This is a genomic window from Pseudomonas fluorescens, from assembly GCF_005938625.1.
Lineage (GTDB): Bacteria > Pseudomonadota > Gammaproteobacteria > Pseudomonadales > Pseudomonadaceae > Aquipseudomonas > Aquipseudomonas fluorescens_BD.
Genome location: NZ_VCNJ01000004.1, coordinates 49,718 through 65,351, shown reverse-complemented (window position 1 = coordinate 65,351; position 15,634 = coordinate 49,718). Strand labels below are relative to the sequence as shown.

Annotated in this window: 18 protein-coding genes and 1 pseudogene; 13 read left to right on the top strand and 6 right to left on the bottom strand. The window is 58.7% G+C overall.

Features of this window, described 5'->3' with window-relative positions:
- Positions 1–30 precede the first annotated feature (30 nt).
- Complete coding sequence (locus FGA82_RS04480; protein ID WP_141126170.1) at positions 31–348, top strand: XRE family transcriptional regulator; 318 nt, start codon at positions 31–33, stop codon at positions 346–348.
- A gap of 10 nt (positions 349–358) precedes the next feature.
- Positions 359–640 carry an XRE family transcriptional regulator gene (locus FGA82_RS04475; RefSeq protein WP_141126169.1) on the top strand — a complete coding sequence of 94 codons (282 nt, stop codon included), beginning with the start codon at positions 359–361 and terminating at the stop codon, positions 638–640.
- A gap of 21 nt (positions 641–661) precedes the next feature.
- Here FGA82_RS04475 and FGA82_RS04470 read toward each other — a convergent pair whose 3' ends face one another.
- Complete coding sequence (locus tag FGA82_RS04470; RefSeq protein ID WP_141126168.1) at positions 662–1,717, bottom strand: MBL fold metallo-hydrolase; 1,056 nt, start codon at positions 1,715–1,717, stop codon at positions 662–664.
- A 214-nt stretch (positions 1,718–1,931) separates the two neighbouring features.
- On the opposite strand from FGA82_RS04470, the gene FGA82_RS04465 reads away from it, so the two are divergent.
- The 5 genes and pseudogenes from FGA82_RS04465 (at position 1,932) to FGA82_RS04450 (ending at position 5,986) form a co-directional block, all read left to right on the top strand.
- Positions 1,932–2,540: a TetR/AcrR family transcriptional regulator gene (locus FGA82_RS04465; protein WP_141126167.1), complete on the top strand. Its 609-nt coding sequence runs from the start codon at positions 1,932–1,934 to the stop codon at positions 2,538–2,540.
- A gap of 156 nt (positions 2,541–2,696) precedes the next feature.
- Complete coding sequence (locus FGA82_RS04460) at positions 2,697–3,764, top strand: diguanylate cyclase (RefSeq protein ID WP_141126192.1); 1,068 nt, start codon at positions 2,697–2,699, stop codon at positions 3,762–3,764.
- Positions 3,765–3,954: 190 nt separating this feature from the next.
- Positions 3,955–4,728: pseudogene (locus FGA82_RS32820) on the top strand (PAS domain-containing protein); the annotation flags it as partial.
- A complete protein-coding gene (locus FGA82_RS32815) occupies positions 4,714–5,274 on the top strand; it encodes a methyl-accepting chemotaxis protein (protein WP_432767132.1) in 561 nt (186 codons plus the stop codon). The pseudogene FGA82_RS32820 and the gene FGA82_RS32815, both read left to right, overlap by 15 nt.
- 178 nt (positions 5,275–5,452) lie before the next feature.
- Positions 5,453–5,986 carry a DUF1003 domain-containing protein gene (locus FGA82_RS04450; RefSeq protein ID WP_141126165.1) on the top strand — a complete coding sequence of 178 codons (534 nt, stop codon included), beginning with the start codon at positions 5,453–5,455 and terminating at the stop codon, positions 5,984–5,986.
- Here FGA82_RS04450 and FGA82_RS04445 read toward each other — a convergent pair whose 3' ends face one another.
- Entirely contained in the window at positions 5,987–6,928 is a 942-nt protein-coding gene (locus tag FGA82_RS04445) for a LysR family transcriptional regulator (protein WP_141126164.1), read from the bottom strand.
- A 15-nt stretch (positions 6,929–6,943) separates the two neighbouring features.
- Here FGA82_RS04445 and FGA82_RS04440 point away from each other — a divergent pair, with 15 nt between their 5' ends.
- On the top strand, positions 6,944–7,648 hold the full coding sequence (locus tag FGA82_RS04440; RefSeq protein ID WP_141126163.1) for a CTP synthase C-terminal region-related (seleno)protein: 705 nt from the start codon (positions 6,944–6,946) through the stop codon (positions 7,646–7,648).
- On the top strand, positions 7,648–7,953 hold the full coding sequence (locus tag FGA82_RS04435; protein ID WP_141126162.1) for an antibiotic biosynthesis monooxygenase family protein: 306 nt from the start codon (positions 7,648–7,650) through the stop codon (positions 7,951–7,953). The genes FGA82_RS04440 and FGA82_RS04435 overlap by 1 nt, the downstream gene beginning before the upstream one ends.
- Before the next feature lie 125 nt (positions 7,954–8,078).
- Here FGA82_RS04435 and FGA82_RS04430 read toward each other — a convergent pair whose 3' ends face one another.
- Complete coding sequence (locus FGA82_RS04430) at positions 8,079–8,405, bottom strand: DUF2025 family protein (RefSeq protein ID WP_077574214.1); 327 nt, start codon at positions 8,403–8,405, stop codon at positions 8,079–8,081.
- 221 nt (positions 8,406–8,626) lie between these two features.
- Between FGA82_RS04430 and FGA82_RS04425 the strand changes: the two genes are divergently transcribed.
- The gene (locus FGA82_RS04425) at positions 8,627–9,754 is read left to right on the top strand and encodes a glycerophosphodiester phosphodiesterase (protein WP_141126161.1); all 1,128 of its coding nucleotides are present in this window, start codon (positions 8,627–8,629) and stop codon (positions 9,752–9,754) included.
- Positions 9,755–10,438 carry a helix-turn-helix domain-containing protein gene (locus FGA82_RS04420; protein ID WP_141126160.1) on the top strand — a complete coding sequence of 228 codons (684 nt, stop codon included), beginning with the start codon at positions 9,755–9,757 and terminating at the stop codon, positions 10,436–10,438. It begins immediately after the preceding gene.
- 1 nt (position 10,439) lies between these two features.
- Here FGA82_RS04420 and FGA82_RS04415 read toward each other — a convergent pair whose 3' ends face one another.
- Positions 10,440–11,318 (bottom strand): sterol desaturase family protein, encoded by an 879-nt coding sequence (locus FGA82_RS04415; RefSeq protein WP_141126159.1) that lies wholly within the window; start codon positions 11,316–11,318, stop codon positions 10,440–10,442.
- Between the two features lie 168 nt (positions 11,319–11,486).
- On the opposite strand from FGA82_RS04415, the gene FGA82_RS04410 reads away from it, so the two are divergent.
- Positions 11,487–11,792, top strand: coding sequence for a PepSY domain-containing protein (locus FGA82_RS04410; protein ID WP_141126158.1), 306 nt, complete (start codon positions 11,487–11,489; stop codon positions 11,790–11,792).
- Positions 11,793–12,119: 327 nt separating this feature from the next.
- Here the strand turns inward: FGA82_RS04410 and FGA82_RS04405 are convergent, their stop codons facing one another.
- Both FGA82_RS04405 and FGA82_RS04400 read right to left on the bottom strand, forming a co-directional pair.
- Positions 12,120–12,560, bottom strand: a complete 441-nt coding sequence (locus FGA82_RS04405) for a hypothetical protein (RefSeq protein WP_141126157.1) — start codon at positions 12,558–12,560, stop codon at positions 12,120–12,122.
- A 110-nt stretch (positions 12,561–12,670) separates the two neighbouring features.
- A complete protein-coding gene (locus tag FGA82_RS04400) occupies positions 12,671–14,293 on the bottom strand; it encodes a methyl-accepting chemotaxis protein (RefSeq protein ID WP_141126156.1) in 1,623 nt (540 codons plus the stop codon).
- 276 nt (positions 14,294–14,569) lie between these two features.
- On the opposite strand from FGA82_RS04400, the gene FGA82_RS04395 reads away from it, so the two are divergent.
- Positions 14,570–15,592 carry a transporter gene (locus FGA82_RS04395; protein ID WP_141126155.1) on the top strand — a complete coding sequence of 341 codons (1,023 nt, stop codon included), beginning with the start codon at positions 14,570–14,572 and terminating at the stop codon, positions 15,590–15,592.
- The last annotated feature ends 42 nt before the right edge of the window (positions 15,593–15,634 follow it).

Here is a 15,634-nt window from a genome sequence, read left to right as displayed (position 1 = left end):
CAATCAGCACTCTTGAGCCCGGAGCACACCATGGCCTCTCTTGCGATGAACCACATCCTCGAACGCATTGCCCTTTTCCAGTTCACCCCGACGCACTGCGTCCAGGCCCGAGCGATGCTGGGCTGGAGCGCGGAACAGCTATCGCGGGAGGCAGAGGTTTCGGTGGAAGACATTCAACGGTTTGAAGCGCAGCAGGATGTAGCGGATGCGGCGCGACTGGCGCTGGCTTACCGGTTTGAGGCGCAGGGGCTGGTGTTCTTTCCGGGGTTCGCGCCGGGGCGTAGTGCAAGTTTTCAGAGCGTTTCGTCGGAAGCGGTGGGACGTGGGGATTTTGCGATGGCTGAGTAAGGATAAAAACATGAGCGAGATCGAAGAAAGCACAGACAATGTTTATCAAGATTTAGGGCTTGAGCATGCAGGCGAGATGCTGATCAAGTCCGACTACGCGACAAAATTGATCTCGCTCATCGAGTCCAGCGACGTGAGCGAATCTGAGGCTGCACAAAGACTGGGAATACCTCTGGAGAATCTCCAGCAAATCCTTCGTGGAAAATTCCGGGAGGTACCCGTTACTACGATGGCCGATTACAACATCAAGATTTCAGGGCTTGGTTCTGGAGCAACCGCTTCGCCCCCTTAGGCGCGAACCGATCAGAGTTCATCAAGCGCTCTGCACAACGCCCTCACTCTCCCCTTCAACCGCCAACCACCACGCCTCCCCGCGTTGCGGTTGAGCGATGTTAAACGCCTCACCCATCTGCGGCGTGGTAATCGAAACACTGCGTTCCCACGCCAATGCCAGGATCCGGTCGAACGGTTCGTGCCAGGCGTGCATCGCCAGGTCGAAAGTGCCGTTGTGGATCGGGAAGAGCCAGCGGCCCTTGAGGTCGATGTGCGCTTGCAGGGTTTCTTCGGGCTGCATGTGCACATGCGGCCATTCGACGTTATAGGCGCCGGTTTCCATCAGGGTCAGGTCGAACGGGCCGTACTGTTCGCCGATGCGTTTAAAGCCATCGAAGTAGCCGCTGTCGCCGCTGAAGAAGATCCGCGTGTCACCGTCGATCATCACCCAGGATGCCCATAGCGTGCTGTTGCCGTCGAACAGGCCACGGCCGGAAAAGTGCTGTGACGGTGTAGCGACGAAGCGGATGCCGGCAATTTCCGCGCCCTGCCACCAGTCGTACTGGCGGACTTTGCTGGCATCGATACCCCATTTGATCAGTGTGTCGCCAACGCCAAGCGGGGTCAGGAACAGGTTGGTTTTGGCGGCCAATCTGAGCACGGCCTGGTAATCGAGGTGGTCGTAATGGTTGTGCGACAGGATCACCGCTTCAATCGGCGGCAACTGATCGATGCTGATCGGTGGCTGGTGGAAACGTTTCGGGCCGGCCCACTGCACTGGTGACGCGCGCTCGGCGAAGACCGGGTCGGTGATGAAAAATTTGTCGCGCAGCTTCAGCAGCAAGGTCGAGTGACCGAGGCGATAGACGCTGTGGTTGGGTGCCGCCAACAGCTCTTCTCGGGTCAATGTTTGCACCGGGATAGGCGCGGCGGGCCGAGTGTTGCGGGGTTTATGGAAAATCATGTTCCACATGATCCGCAGCATTTTGCGTACGCCTTCGCGTTGCACGGGGGCGTGATTGCGAAACAGCCCCTGATTTTGCCGCGAGGCTTCAGGCGTGGATGTGTTATCCGGGATCGAAACTGGATTGGCCATGACTGAATGACTCCAGAAAACCGCGCAATTCACGGTTTTCCACGGTGGGACGATAAATGGCCAAAGCTGCACGCATAGGCCGAACTGTCTGTTTTTTAGGCTGCGAGGATTAACGCAACATTACACTGATCGGTGTAGTTTCTAGGTTGCATCAAAGCGGATGACAAGTAAACTGCCAAGTGTAATTTCATCTTTTCTCTGCCGAAGCGTACTTATGACAGCTCCACAGCGCCTCACCGACCGTAAACGCGAAGCCATTATTCAGGCGGCGATTGCCGAATTCCGGGCCAACGGTTTTGAAGTCACCAGCATGGACAAGATCGCCGCCACAGCCGGTGCGTCGAAGCGCACGGTTTACAACCATTTCCCCAGTAAAGAAGAGCTGTTCGCCGAAATTCTCAACCAGTTGTGGGCACGAATCAGCGCCGAGCAATCGGTGGTCTATAACCGCGATCAGCCTCTGCGCGAGCAGTTACGCAAGATGCTCCAAGCCAAAGTGCAGCTGATGGCCGACGAAAACTTTCTGACCTTGGCACGCGTGGCGATTGCCGCCACCATTCACTCGCCGGAGCGCGCACAGAACATGGTCGAGCGTATGGGCGAGCGCGAAGAAGGCCTGACCGTGTGGATTCGCGCCGCGCAGGCCGACGGCAGATTGAAACCGGTCGACCCGGAGTTTGCCGCCCATCAAGTACAAGGCTTGCTCAAGACCTTTGGCTTCTGGCCGCAGATGTCGATGGGCCGCGCCGCTCTCGATGTCGACATGCAAAACACCGTCGCCGAATCGGCGCTGGAGATGTTTCTGGCCTGTTATCAGCTCTAAATCGCCCTTCTCCTGCGCGAGCCACTGATTAAATGGCTCGGAAGGACACTGATTATTCCCGTTGGAATAAATGACAATGTCCGACAATCGACCGACGAACGGTTAGCCTGAGAAAATACTGCAAAGTATTTCAGGATGAATTTCGCGCAGGGCATCATGGAAAACCAACGCGGCAAAGGCTTGTCATTCGCCCGACGCATTTACCTGCCCAGGGCCATCGGTCTGGGGATCGGTTTCTTCAGCGTCGGTGCTGCGTTGTATCCGCTGAACATGCCCGGCTGGATCTGGGGACTGTTGTTGTTCAACGGCTTCGCCTGGCCACATCTGGCTTATCAGCTCTCCACTCGCTCGGCGTTCCCGTATCAGGCTGAACGCCGCAATTTATTGTACGACTCGCTATGCGGGGGATTTTGGGCGGCGAGTTTTCAGTTCAGTCCGCTGACCACCGTGACGATCCTGTCGATGATGACCATGAACAACGTCGCCGCCGGTGGCTATCGGTTGTTCGTGTTCGGCGCCCTCGCCCAACTCGCCGGCGTATTGCTGGGCTGGATGATCTTTGGTGTCAAATTCAGCCTGACGATGACCCAGGAGCAAGTCTGGGCGTGCCTGCCGATGCTTACTCTTTATCCGCTGGCGCTGGGCATGGTCTGTTATCGCCTGGCGATCAAACTCTCCCAACACAAACGCGCGCTGAGCGCCCTCAGCCGTACCGACAGTCTTACCGGCCTGCTCAACCACGGTGCCTGGAAGGACCTGTTGCACCTGAAGTTCCAGCAGTGCCGCCAACACAACAGCCCAGCCACGCTGGCGTTGATCGACATTGACCATTTCAAGGACATCAACGACAGCTTCGGGCACATCGTTGGCGATGCGGTGCTGCGGCAATTGAGTCACGACCTCAAATGCCTGCTCGATCAACACGAGTTGGCCGGACGCTACGGCGGTGACGAGTTCTGCGTGATCCTGCCGACACTGCCGCTGCACAAGGCTGAAGCGCTGATGGAGCAGTTGCGCGAGGCACTGCAGCAGTATCGTCATCCGCAGGTGTCAGGGTTGCGAGTGGGTCTGAGTATCGGTTTGGCGCGGTATCAGCCTTTGTACAAGGATGCCCTCGACTGGCTGGACGATGCCGATAAAGCGCTGTACACCGCCAAACATACGGGCCGCAACACTATCAGCGTGGCCTTGAGCCGTACCGCGACAGACAACACCAGCGCCTAAAAAGTTATACAAAATTACAAATAATTACTTTCTTGTACAACTTTATGAAGTTTTGTATAAGTAGCCATCTGCCAGTTAAGGAATGCTGGCATTGAGCAGTCACCGCCGAATGCCGCCCGCGCATTCGGTCTGCCAGCGCGGAAATAGGGACTGAATCCTCGATCTTCCCCACTTCCAGAGTACTGCGAGCATGTTCTTCAATCGCCACAAAGCCGTCGTCGATGACCTTCAGCGCACCCTCACCGAACAAGCCGGCTTGCTCGACGCGATCAATCGCTCGATGGCGGTGATCGAGTTCGACCTCGATGGCGTGGTGCTGCGTGCCAATGACAACTTTCTCAAGACCATGGGTTACACCGCCGAACAAGCGATCGGCCAACCGCATCGGCGCTTTTGCACACCAGAGTTCGGGCGTAGTGCTCAGTACACGGATTTGTGGTCTCGCCTGAAAAACGGCCAGTTTCAGTCCGGTACGTTTGAACGAGTCGACGGCAAAGGCCAGCCGATCTGGCTTGAGGCCAGCTATAACCCGATCAAGGACGCCTCGGGACGCGTCGTAAAAGTGGTCAAGTACGCCTTGGACGTGACCGCCAAGGTGCAGCAGGAAAGTGAGGCCAATGCCAAGTTGCAAGCGATTGACCGGGCCATGGCGGTCATTGAATTCAGTCTCGACGGCAGTATTCTTACGGCCAATCAGAATTTTCTGACGCGCATGGGTTACACCCTCGCCGAGCTGAAAGGCAAACACCACCGTTTGTTCTGCACGCCGGCACTGGTCAACAGCAGCGCCTATGAGGATTTCTGGCGACGTTTGAATCAGGGCGAGCTTTTCCAGGGCCAGTTCGAGCGCGTGGATAAACGCGGGCAAACGGTGTGGCTCGAAGCCAACTACAACCCGGTTTACGATGCGGCCGGGCGCTTGTGCAAAGTGGTGAAGTTCGCTTCTGATGTGACCGCCCGAGTCGAGCAACACGAGCAGGACGCACGCAGTGCCAGCGCGGCGTATCACATCTCGGTAGCGACGCGAAAAGTCGCCGAACAAGGTACGCAGGTGATCCAGCAAGCCGCCAGTGAAATGCGTGAAATCGCCGAAGACATTGCCGAGTCTTCAACGCTGATTGCACAACTGGGGGAACGCTCCGAGCAGATCACCGCCATCGTCAACACCATCCGCGCGATTGCCGACCAGACTAATTTGTTGGCGCTGAATGCCGCGATTGAGGCAGCGCGCGCCGGTGAACAGGGTCGCGGTTTTGCCGTGGTCGCTGACGAAGTGCGGCAATTGGCGGCTCGAACCAGTGGTTCGACGGCAGAGATCTCCAACATGATCGGTCTGATCCAGAACGAGACCCGCCAGGCCATCAAGAGCATGGAAGGCACCCGGGGTCGCGCGGCTGAAGGGGTCGAGTTGGCGAATCAGGCGGGCACGGTGATCTTGCAGATTCGCGATGGCGCCAGTGAGGCGGTGGATGCGGTGAGCATGTTTGCCAATGAGCGGGCCCCGGGTTAAAGGCAGGTAGACCGCGTCGTTGCCTTCGCGAGCAAGCTCGCTCCCACAGAGATTGAGTCGACCACTATTTTTGTGTGCCGACCGCTGATCCTGTGGGAGCGAGCTTGCTCGCGAAAGGGCCGGTCGCCACAACGCAGGGCTATAGTGACGACACGTCCCACGCCCTGCCGAGTGCACCATGACCACTGAAAAACCCGCATCGCCAGAAACAGCTCCCGTCGATCACCTGCGCTTCCACCGCCCCCACGCCCACCTCAGCACCACTTTCGGCAACGACAAATTCGCTCTGCGTGCCGAGGCGTTTGCGCGTTTCTTCGGTACGCCGATGTTCCTCGGTGCGCAAACCCTGATTGTGCTGTTGTGGGTCTGTCTCAACGCGTTTGGCGTGACCACCTTCGATGTCTACCCGTTCATTCTGTTGAACCTCGCCTTCAGCCTGCAATCGGCCTACGCCGCGCCGTTGATTCTGTTGGCACAAACCCGTCAGGCCGCCCGCGACAAGGCGCAGGCCGATGCCGACGCGCAACACCGTGAAGCGCTGGCACAGGCCAATACCGAGCGTCAGGCCCAAGCGGCGAAGAACACCGCGCAACTGCTTGAACTACTGGAGCAGAACACCCGCCTCACCGAGATGACCAAAAACCTCACCGAACGCATCGCCAGCCTGACCAGCGAGTTGCACGATCACATGCGCCAGAACCCGCAGCGCTGATCACGGCAACCGCAGCGCCCGCCCCAATTCATCGAACAACGTCACCACCGAGCGCAAGGCCCGGCAATCCGGGCGGGTCAGCAGCCACAGCGCGGTGTCGTAACCGTGCAACGGCTCGCTCAATGCCTGTAAACCGTCGGTGATCAGAAAGTCCGGCAATGCCGCCACACCGAGGCCTGCGCGAACCAGCTCCGTGACTGACAACATGCTGTTGCAGCGATAGCCTGGGGTCACGCCGGGAAGGTGTTGCCGACGCCAGGCGATGGTCGGGTGATCCGGCAGGAAGTCATCCGGGGCGATCCAGGTCAGCGCAGCGAGATTGTTGCGATCGACGTTCTGCAGATAGCGCGTACTGGCGCAGACCCGGTAGGAAATCTTCGCCAGTTGCCGTCCGACCAGATGCTCCGGCGGCGTACGCGTCAGGCGCAGGGCGATGTCGGCATCGCGACGGCTGAGATTGGCGAAATCGTTGGAGGTGCTCAGTTCGATGGTCAACGCAGGGTAATTCGGCATGAACTGCGCCAGTGCTGGCAGCAGCAAGCCTTGCAACACAGAATCAGTGCAGGTCAGGCGCACCGTGCCGCTGACCACTTCGCCGCCCTGCTCCACACCAACGCGCGCGGCCTCCAGTGCCTGTTCGGCGCGTTCGGCTTGCTCGGCCAGTGTTTGCGCGAGGGTTGTCGGCAGGTAACCGGCGCGGCTTTTTTCGAACAGTTGCTGACCGAGTGCAGCTTCGAGACGGCGCACGGCACGAAACACCGTCGACACGTCGACCTTCAACAGCTGTGAAGCGCGGGCCAGAGAGCCGCCTCGCACCAGGGCGAGAATCAGGGCCAGATCGGGGTAGTCGAGCTGATAGTGCGTCGCTGCATTGATCACTTGGGTAAACGCCCATATTGAGTGCGTGAACGCCAATCTATAGTGAGTGCCATCAATCAACAAGCGCAGGGAAATCCCATGGAAAACAGCGCCATCCTTATCGCTCTGATCGGCGATTACGACCCGCAGGTCACCGCCCACCAAGCCATTCCCTTCGCCCTCGGTCTGGTCGCCGAACACCTCAACCGCAACGTGCAATTCGAATGGTTGCCCACCGAGCAGATCCACGCCGATAAGCCACTCAGGCACTTCGACGGTTTCTGGTGTGTACCGGCCAGCCCCTACAAAAGTGAAGCCGGCGCACTGCGCGCGATCCGTTTTGCCCGCGAACAGCAGCGCCCTTTCCTCGGTACCTGTGGCGGTTTTCAGCATGCCGTGCTGGAATTTTCCCGCAACGTGCTGGGCTGGACGGATGCGGAACACGGTGAAACATCGCCCGACTTTGACCGCGCGGTACTCACGCCGTTGACCTGTGCGCTGGTCGAAGCGGTGGACAGTATTCACTTGGTTCCCGACTCGTTGATCGCCAAGGCGTACGAAACGTCGCAGATTCGTGAAGGTTATCGCTGCCGCTTCGGTGTGAATCCGCTGTTCGAAAGGGAACTGTTGAATGATCGGCTACAAGCTGTCGGTCATGATTCGTCAGGGGATTTACGCGCGATTGAACTCAAGGATCACCGTTTTTTTGTCGCGACACTGTTTCAGCCGGAACGTGCTGCGCTCAAAGGGCAGATGCCGCCGCTGGTGCGCGCGTTTGTTGAAGCTTGTGTGGAGTCACGTTGATGACTGATTGCTTTGCGGTGATTTTTACGTCGACTCGAACCGAGGGTGACAACGGGTATGCCGAGGCGGCTGAGCGTATGGCCGCGTTGGTGAGTGAGCAGCCGGGGTTTCTTGGGGTCGAGTCGGTTCGAGGAGCCGATGGCGTCGGGATTACGGTGTCGTACTGGGACAGCGAAGCGGCGATTCTGGCGTGGCGGCAGCATCCTGAGCATCGGGTGATTCAAGCGCGTGGGCGCTCGGAATGGTATTCGGCGTTTCATACGCGGGTGTGCCGGGTTGAGCGTGAGTATCGGTTCAGCCAGTAATTGCAGGGTCATACTTTCGGCCGCCTTCGCGAGCAAGCTCGCTCCCACAATGGATTTGTGATCGACGCAGATCCAATGTGGGAGCGAGCTTGCTCGCGAAGAGGCCAGCACTGTCACAGAGCGTCTCAGCCGCGCACCAGACTGCGCACCGCCTCAATCTCCGGCACTTCAACCTTGCTCATATAAACGCGCAGCGGCTCGGTGATGTTGATCCGGTCATCGATATTCTGATCCAGCAACAACTGAATCAACTCGCGTTTAAGCGTCATGGTCTGCGCTGTCGCTGGGGCCCAGACGAATTCATTCACAGGAATAATGCCGTCATCGGCCACGTCCATGCCGAACGAATCTTCGCTGAAGCGCACGATGTACTGACCGGTTTTGCGGTTAAGGCCGACAAACCCCTTGAGATCGTCGGCGGCCTGGCAGATGAGTTGAGAGGTGATGCGCATGGTAAACCTCACGAAAAATGATCGATGGTTTACACGCAGGGCAACAGCACGGCGCGCCCTCTGCCGGAGCGTCTGCCGTGGGCAAGCGTACTGCAAACCGCGCCACAAAAGTGCAGGAAAAATCGCTTTTAATACGTTTATGTCGGTCTGGCGATAGCACGCGATCGATTCAGTTGTTAAAAGGTACGTCTTTGAAAATGCCCTGCGAAAGGAACTCGAACATGCCCGCTACTTTCACCAAAAGCGCTCTGGTCCTGAGCCTGCTGCTCGGCCTCGGTCAGGCGCACGCCGCCAGTCAGACTGATCCCGACGCAGTTGCTGCGGCCCACGGCATCCCGCACCCAGCAGTGATCGCCCACCGTGGCGCCTCTTTCGATGCGCCGGAATCCACCGCTGCCTCCTACAAACTGGCGCGTGATCTGGGGGCCGACTACCTGGAAATGGATTTGCAGCGCAGCAAGGACGGCGTGCTGTTCGCCCTGCACGACGACAACCTGCAACGCACTACCGACGTCGCCAGCAAGTTTCCAGAGCGCAAGGATGCCTCGGCCACCGCGTTCACCATGGCCGAACTGAAAACCCTCGACGCCGGCAGCTGGTTCAACACCAAGTATCCGGATCGCGCCCGCCCGTCCTACGCCGGGCTGAAAATTCTGACTCTCGATGAAATCATCGACATCGCCCAGGCCAATCCGCAACACAAGCCAGGCTTGTACATCGAAACCAAAGAACCGCAGTTGTTTCCCGGGATCGAGAAAGACCTCAAGGAAAAACTGCAGGATCGCGGCTGGCTGAGCCCGGCCGGTTCGAAACTGGCAAAAAGTGCGCTGGGTGTTGGTCAGGGCAAAGGCAAGGTGATCCTGCAGACGTTCGAGAAAAACAGCCTCGAACTGCTGGAAAAAGAAATGCCGCAAGTGCCGAAGATTCTGCTGTTGTGGGTTGGGGCAGGCAGCATCGAGCCGAAATCCAAGGTGACGTTTGCCGAGTCCGGCGAGAAGGACAAAAACGTTTTCTACGGCAAACAAGAGCCGAAGTCCGAAGCCGAATTCAAGCAATGGGTGGACTACGCCAAGGCTCAAGGTGCCATCGGCACCGGTCCGTCGGCGAAGCTGACCAAGGGCGGCGATCAGAGCTATTCGGATCTGGTGCAACCGTGGATGAACCAATACACCCACGACCAGGGCATGCTGGTGCACGTTTACACCGTTGATGAGCCGGTGGACTTCGAGAAAGTCATGGCGGACGGTGTCGACGGTATCTTCACCAACCGCGCCAGCGAACTGTTGAAGTTCTACAAACGTCCGGCAGCCGCCAGTGTTGATCAGGTGTTGAAGAACAACGGTTTCTGAATGACCGCAAACACCGAGTGGACAGGCCGCCTCTGGCTGGGGCACGACTATGGCCTGATCCACGGAGTGTCGGGGCGCACTGCACCCCATTGCCACTATGCCCATCAGATCATCCTCGCCCCCGAGCGACCGGCAACGGTATGGATTGAGGGCGAAACTGTCAGCACCTCTCGGCTGTTGATCGCTTCAAATGTGCGTCACGCAATCGTTGATGCACCGGATCCGCTGTTCAGTGTTTATGCGGAGCCGTTGCTGTTCGAAGCTGAGACACTGCGTGAAGCCGTTTTCAACGCCGAACTGTCTTTAGCTGCGCTCGATTTCACGCTACGCCAATGCCCGCGTCGCTCATTGAAAGATCCGCGCATCGCACGTGCACTGGCCGCCGTCGATGCCTCGCTGGGCAGCAAAGTCGCCGCCCGCTCGGTGGCCGATTCAGCGAATTTGTCCCTGAGCCAATTGCAACGACTGCTGGTCGATCAGGTCGGTTTGCCGGTGCGCAGGCTGGTGCTGTGGCGGCGTTTACGGATGGCCATGGCCGCGATTCTCGCGGGTAGCCCGGTGACCACGGCGGCGCACGCTGCCGGGTTTGCCGATTCGGCGCACTTTTCGCGCAGCCTGAAAAAACTCTTCGGAGTCACCGCTCGCCAGGCGCTTCAACACATCGAGTTGAAACTGTTGAGCTGATTCAACGACGCAGCGCCTCGGGCACTGTCGGTTCGCCAACCAGCGTTACCGAGTCAAATGGATCAAGCAGTTGCGCCATGTAATCCCTGGGAAAATCCGGACGGCTGCCAATGCCCAGATCGCCCTGCCCGATCCGATACTCCTCGGTGTAAAAACCAGTGCCCAGCAACCAATCCCACACGGTGAAGAACAGCGCGAAATTGACGTCACCGGCGCGTCCGTACTTCATGTGATGGAAGCGGTGCAGCGGCGCCCAGGCGAAAACCCACCGGAGGAAACCGACGCGCATATCGACGTTGGAATGCTGCAACAACAGTTGAATCGCAATGGCAAACGCCAGCAACGTCGCCACCGGCAAAGGAATGCCCAGCACCAGCAACGGCAACAGCCCAGCCGACGCCTCCAGCAATTGATGCAAAGGATGTTTCATCAAACCGTTGAAACCGTAGAGCCGTTCAACACTGTGATGCACCGCGTGTAATCGCCACAACCACGCCACGCGATGGCTGGCGTAATGCATCAGGCTGATACCCGCGTCGGCGATGAAAATTGCCAGACCCAGTTGCAGCCATAGTGGCCAGCCTCTCGGCCAGACACCGTCAATCGCCAGCAACGCCACCAGCCCGGGCAATGCCAGCAGGCCCAGCGCACTCAACGCCTCGTTGACCAGCGCATGCAGAATGTCGCGTCGACGATCACCTACCGGGCGGTTCCAGACCGTCTCATAAGGCAGTAGCCATTCCGCCGCGAACGACACCGACAGCGCCGCAACAAACAGCGGCAACAACCACAACGCCGACCACTGCGCCAGCCATAACCCGCCGCCAATAAAACCGCCCCAGAACAGCGGCGCGTACAACCCGGCAACGATACGTTTCATGTGCACCTCCATTGATTGAAGGCACAGCATGAAATGTCATTGCATGGGCTAATTGAACAAACGACGCAATCGAGTGCAGCGTTTTAAGGGTGAATTAAGTTGCGGCGTTTAATCTGAACTCACTGAAACAGCACACCCGCTCAGACAAATACCTAAAGGATTGAACCGATGAAAACTTTGACTGCCCTGTTTACTGCCGCTGCCCTGACCCTCACCGCTGGCCTGGCCCAGGCTGATGTTCGCGTCGACCAGATCCCGCAACTGGTCAAGGAAGGCGAGATCAAGTCGCTGGAGTCGATGAACGCCGAAGCGCTGAAACTGCATCCGGGTGCGACTATTACTGACACTGACCTGGATAACCACTTCAATGGTTATGAGTATGAAGTTGAACTGAAGACGGCTGATGGCAAAGAGTTCGATGTGGACTTTGATGCCACCACTGGCAAGGTGTTGAGCAACAAGCAAGACACTTGATACATCGAATATGGAAAGCCGCACGATTGAGAAATCGTGCGGCTTTTTTTGTGTTTGGTGTTTGGCTTTGTTGATGTGTTGTCAGTGAGATTTTCTCCCCCTCACCCCAGCCCTCTCCCCCAAGGGGGCGAGGGGGAAAGGGAGCCGATCGGGGGCTATTCAAGACCTGAGTGCGACTCGCAATCTTGCAGCCGACAAGGAAACAACAAGGGCCTGAGTTTGACTCGATATTTCAGGTCGGCGTACCTCGAAAGAACACCACGGTCAGTCCCCTCGCCCTCTGGGCGGTCCGACGTTTCGGGAGGGCCAGGGTGAGGGGAAACGGCATCACGCCGAGGTACTGACCAGCGAACCCGAGGTGCTCGAGTCGGAATCCTGCAACGCCTGCAACAGCGAGGCGGTGGCGGTGGACAGGGAGGCCGAGGTGGCGGTGATTTGCGCCTGTGCGGCGGCTACTTCGGCGGCTTTGGCATCAGAACTTTCCTGCTTCGCCTGGGCCGCTTGCAAGGCTTGCTGCTCCTCCTGCAATTGCTTCTGCAACTCGGCAATCTGCTTGCGCAGCTCCTTCACCGAATCCGATTCTTCGCTGCTGCTGGAACTGCTGCCGCCCGAAGGTGCTGCGCCGCCAGCCGCTTTCGGCGCGTCGGTGGCTGCGCCAGTGCTGGCGGTTGCACTGGTGGAAGTGTCGTCGCCGATGTCACTGATCGAAGTTTTACTGGTGGGGGTCGTGACAGTCTGATTGATCGAAACTGAAGTGATGCTGACCATGGAAAGGCTCCAATGCCGGTTATAGATAACCGGTCATCGACCATGGCCGCAGGTAATTGAGATCGACTGTGTACCGACTCGGTATCCGAATCGGTACACGCTCAATGACCTCAGGCGCTGAGGCGCGCGGTGACTTCGTTCAACTGCCCCGACAGGCTATGCAGGTTCTGGCTGGCGCTTTCAGTGCGCTGCACATTGTCGAGGTTGGTGCTGGCGATCGAGGTGATCTCGGTGAGGTTGCGCGAGATGTCCTCGGCCACCGAGGTCTGCTCTTCGGCAGCAGTAGCGATCTGACGGTTCATGTCGCGGATCGCTTCCACGGCGTGCGTGATGCGCTCCAGCATTGCGCCAGCCTGGGTCACTTGCTCGACGCTTTCTTCGCTGCGCGTCTGGCCGCTGTCGATGGCTTGCGCCGCGTCCACCGCGCCGGTCTGCACGCTCTGAATGATCTGGTTGATCTCGATGATCGACTCGGCAGTGCGCTGTGCGAGGTTGCGCACTTCATCGGCGACCACGGCAAAGCCACGCCCGGCCTCACCGGCGCGCGCCGCTTCGATCGCAGCGTTGAGCGCCAGCAGGTTGGTCTGCTCGGCGATGCCGCGAATCACTTCCAGCACCTTGCCGATACGGCCGCTATCAGCTTCCAGGCGACGGATGACGGTCGCGGTGTTGGCGATTTCACCGCGCATCTGCGTGATCGAGTGAATGGTGCTCTGCATGACCTTCTCACCCTGTTGGGCAGACTGGTCGGCATCGTCGGCAGCACGTGCGGCGTCAGCGGCATGACGCGCCACTTCCTGCGCAGTGGCGGACATTTCATTCATTGCCGTGGCCACCTGATCGGTGCGGTTGAACTGCTCGTTGGTGCCACCGGCCATGGTGGTGGCGATCGCATTCAACTCGCCGCTAGCGCTGTCCAGATCGCTGGCACTGCGCTGCAAACGGGTGAAGGTTTCGGCGAGAAAGTCGCGCAGGGTGTTGGCGGCAGCCGCGAGGTTGCCCAACTCATCCTGGCGCTCGCTGACCACGCGCTCGGCCAGTTTGCCGCGGCTCAATTGGGTGACGTAATCGATGAGCTTGCGGATCGGCTCGATCAGGTTGCGGTTGACCAGCCACAGGCTCAACAGGCCGATCAGCAGGCCCGATGCGAGCATCACCAGCAAACCGAACAACACCGTGCGATCGGCCTCGGCACTGATCAGCGCCGACTGTGCGCTACCCTGCTTGCGCAACTCGCTGACCAGTTCGCTCATCTGATCGCTGGTGGCCCGGTCGACCCCTTTGACGGCGTTGTCGCCTGCCGCTGGATCACCACCGGCCGCCACGTAGGCATCGCGGCCCTTCTGATAAGCGCTACCCAGTTGACGGTGTTCGTCGCGCAGGCGTTCGATGCGCGATTTCAGACTCGGCTCAATGCCTTTCTGCCCGGCCAGCTCGCCGAGGATATTCTGCACATCGCGCTGACGGTCTTCGAACTGGCCCCAGTACTTGGCCAGATCCGCCGGTTGCTTGCCACGCAGCAGGACGTTTTTCCACTCCTGCACCTGCACCTTGAATTGCAGGTTGGCTTCGTCGATCAATTGCGAGGTGTGCAACGGGCCGGCGATCAATTGGCTGTAACTTTGCACGCCGTTGGACAGGAAATGAAAACAGGCCAGCGCGATCAACAGCATCGCCAGCAGACTGCCGCTCAGCAGGGCGAGAATTTGCGCTCTCAGGGATTTTTGCAGCATCGCAAGATACTCAGGACAAGAATGAGGCACGCCCGGTAAGGCGTGAAATTGTGCCGGACATCCATGTCGGCGAGCCTTGGCTCATGGCCAATGGCGCGCAACCTAACGCACCTGTGATCGGCGCGCCAGAGCGCTTCTTGAAGAAAATCCGACCGTCGGCAAGTCGCTGATTTGACGTCATTTTGCTGTCACACAAACGTCATGTGACATTGCGATGATGCGGCTCAGTGAACCTGCCATTTGCGCACCGACGCACCCTCCTCGCAGCGAGCCTTCATGAACCACAGCCTCGATATCAGCCATCGCGATCCCGATCTGTTTGGCCTGCTCTACGGCTATCGCTTCCTCCCCGGCGAACGCGGTCGCGAAGTTGACTCGGCGACGGCATTGCGCTGTTTGCAGGACGACAGCGACAGTGGCGAATTTCTTTGGCTGCACCTCAATCTGGCGCATGCGGCGTGCGAGCGCTGGATGAAAAGCCATCTGCAATTGCCTGAAGAGTTTTTCGAAGCGCTGCACGAAGGTTCGCGGTCGACGCGCATCGAGCATGTCGACTCGGCGTTGCTGGCGGTGGTCAACGATGTGGTGTTCAACCTCAGCAGCATGGTTTCGTCGGACGTGTCGACGCTGTGGGTCTGTGTGCGCAGCAAACTGATCGTCAGCGCGCGTCTGCAACCTCTGCACTCGGTGGACAAATTGCGCTCGTCGGTGAAGGCCGGCGAACGCTTTCGTTCGCCCTCGGAACTGCTCGTGCATCTGCTGCGCGATCAGGGCGAAGTGCTCACGCAAATCGTGCGCAAGACCAGCCTGAGCGTTGATCAGGTCGAGGACGAATTGCTCTCCTCACGGCTGTCGACCAACCGCGCCGAACTCGGCGCCAACCGGCGTGTGCTGGTGCGTTTGCAACGGCTTTTGGCACTGGAGCCGGGTTCGCTGCTGCGCCTGCTCAATCGGCCGCCGCCGTGGTTACAGAAGGAGGACGTCAAGGAGCTGCGCAAATCCACCGAGGAGTTTGCCCTGATCATCAACGACCTCACCGCCCTCGGTGAGCGGATCAAACTGTTGCAGGAAGAGATCGCCGCCAACCTCAACGAACAGAGCAACCGCACGCTGTTTACTCTGACGGTGGTGACTGTGCTGGCGTTGCCGATCAACATCATTGCCGGTTTTTTCGGGATGAATGTGGGCGGGGTGCCGTTGTCGCAGGACCCGGAGGGGTTCTGGATATTGGTGGCACTGGTGGCGACGTTTACCGTGATTGCCGGGCGTTGGGCGTTTCGCAAACGCGCAGACTACTGACGCCTGAACGCTCGTTCCCACGCTCTGCGTGGGAATGCATCA

Coding starts and splice junctions, on each gene's coding strand:
- FGA82_RS04480 (WP_141126170.1), top strand. CDS start 31: ATGGCCTCTCTTGCGATGAACCACATCCTCGAACGCATTGCCCTTTTC.
- FGA82_RS04475 (WP_141126169.1), top strand. CDS start 359: ATGAGCGAGATCGAAGAAAGCACAGACAATGTTTATCAAGATTTAGGG.
- FGA82_RS04470 (WP_141126168.1), bottom strand. CDS start 1,717: ATGGCCAATCCAGTTTCGATCCCGGATAACACATCCACGCCTGAAGCC.
- FGA82_RS04465 (WP_141126167.1), top strand. CDS start 1,932: ATGACAGCTCCACAGCGCCTCACCGACCGTAAACGCGAAGCCATTATT.
- FGA82_RS04460 (WP_141126192.1), top strand. CDS start 2,697: ATGGAAAACCAACGCGGCAAAGGCTTGTCATTCGCCCGACGCATTTAC.
- FGA82_RS04450 (WP_141126165.1), top strand. CDS start 5,453: ATGACCACTGAAAAACCCGCATCGCCAGAAACAGCTCCCGTCGATCAC.
- FGA82_RS04440 (WP_141126163.1), top strand. CDS start 6,944: ATGGAAAACAGCGCCATCCTTATCGCTCTGATCGGCGATTACGACCCG.
- FGA82_RS04435 (WP_141126162.1), top strand. CDS start 7,648: ATGACTGATTGCTTTGCGGTGATTTTTACGTCGACTCGAACCGAGGGT.
- FGA82_RS04430 (WP_077574214.1), bottom strand. CDS start 8,405: ATGCGCATCACCTCTCAACTCATCTGCCAGGCCGCCGACGATCTCAAG.
- FGA82_RS04425 (WP_141126161.1), top strand. CDS start 8,627: ATGCCCGCTACTTTCACCAAAAGCGCTCTGGTCCTGAGCCTGCTGCTC.
- FGA82_RS04420 (WP_141126160.1), top strand. CDS start 9,755: ATGACCGCAAACACCGAGTGGACAGGCCGCCTCTGGCTGGGGCACGAC.
- FGA82_RS04415 (WP_141126159.1), bottom strand. CDS start 11,318: ATGAAACGTATCGTTGCCGGGTTGTACGCGCCGCTGTTCTGGGGCGGT.
- FGA82_RS04410 (WP_141126158.1), top strand. CDS start 11,487: ATGAAAACTTTGACTGCCCTGTTTACTGCCGCTGCCCTGACCCTCACC.
- FGA82_RS04405 (WP_141126157.1), bottom strand. CDS start 12,560: ATGGTCAGCATCACTTCAGTTTCGATCAATCAGACTGTCACGACCCCC.
- FGA82_RS04400 (WP_141126156.1), bottom strand. CDS start 14,293: ATGCTGCAAAAATCCCTGAGAGCGCAAATTCTCGCCCTGCTGAGCGGC.
- FGA82_RS04395 (WP_141126155.1), top strand. CDS start 14,570: ATGAACCACAGCCTCGATATCAGCCATCGCGATCCCGATCTGTTTGGC.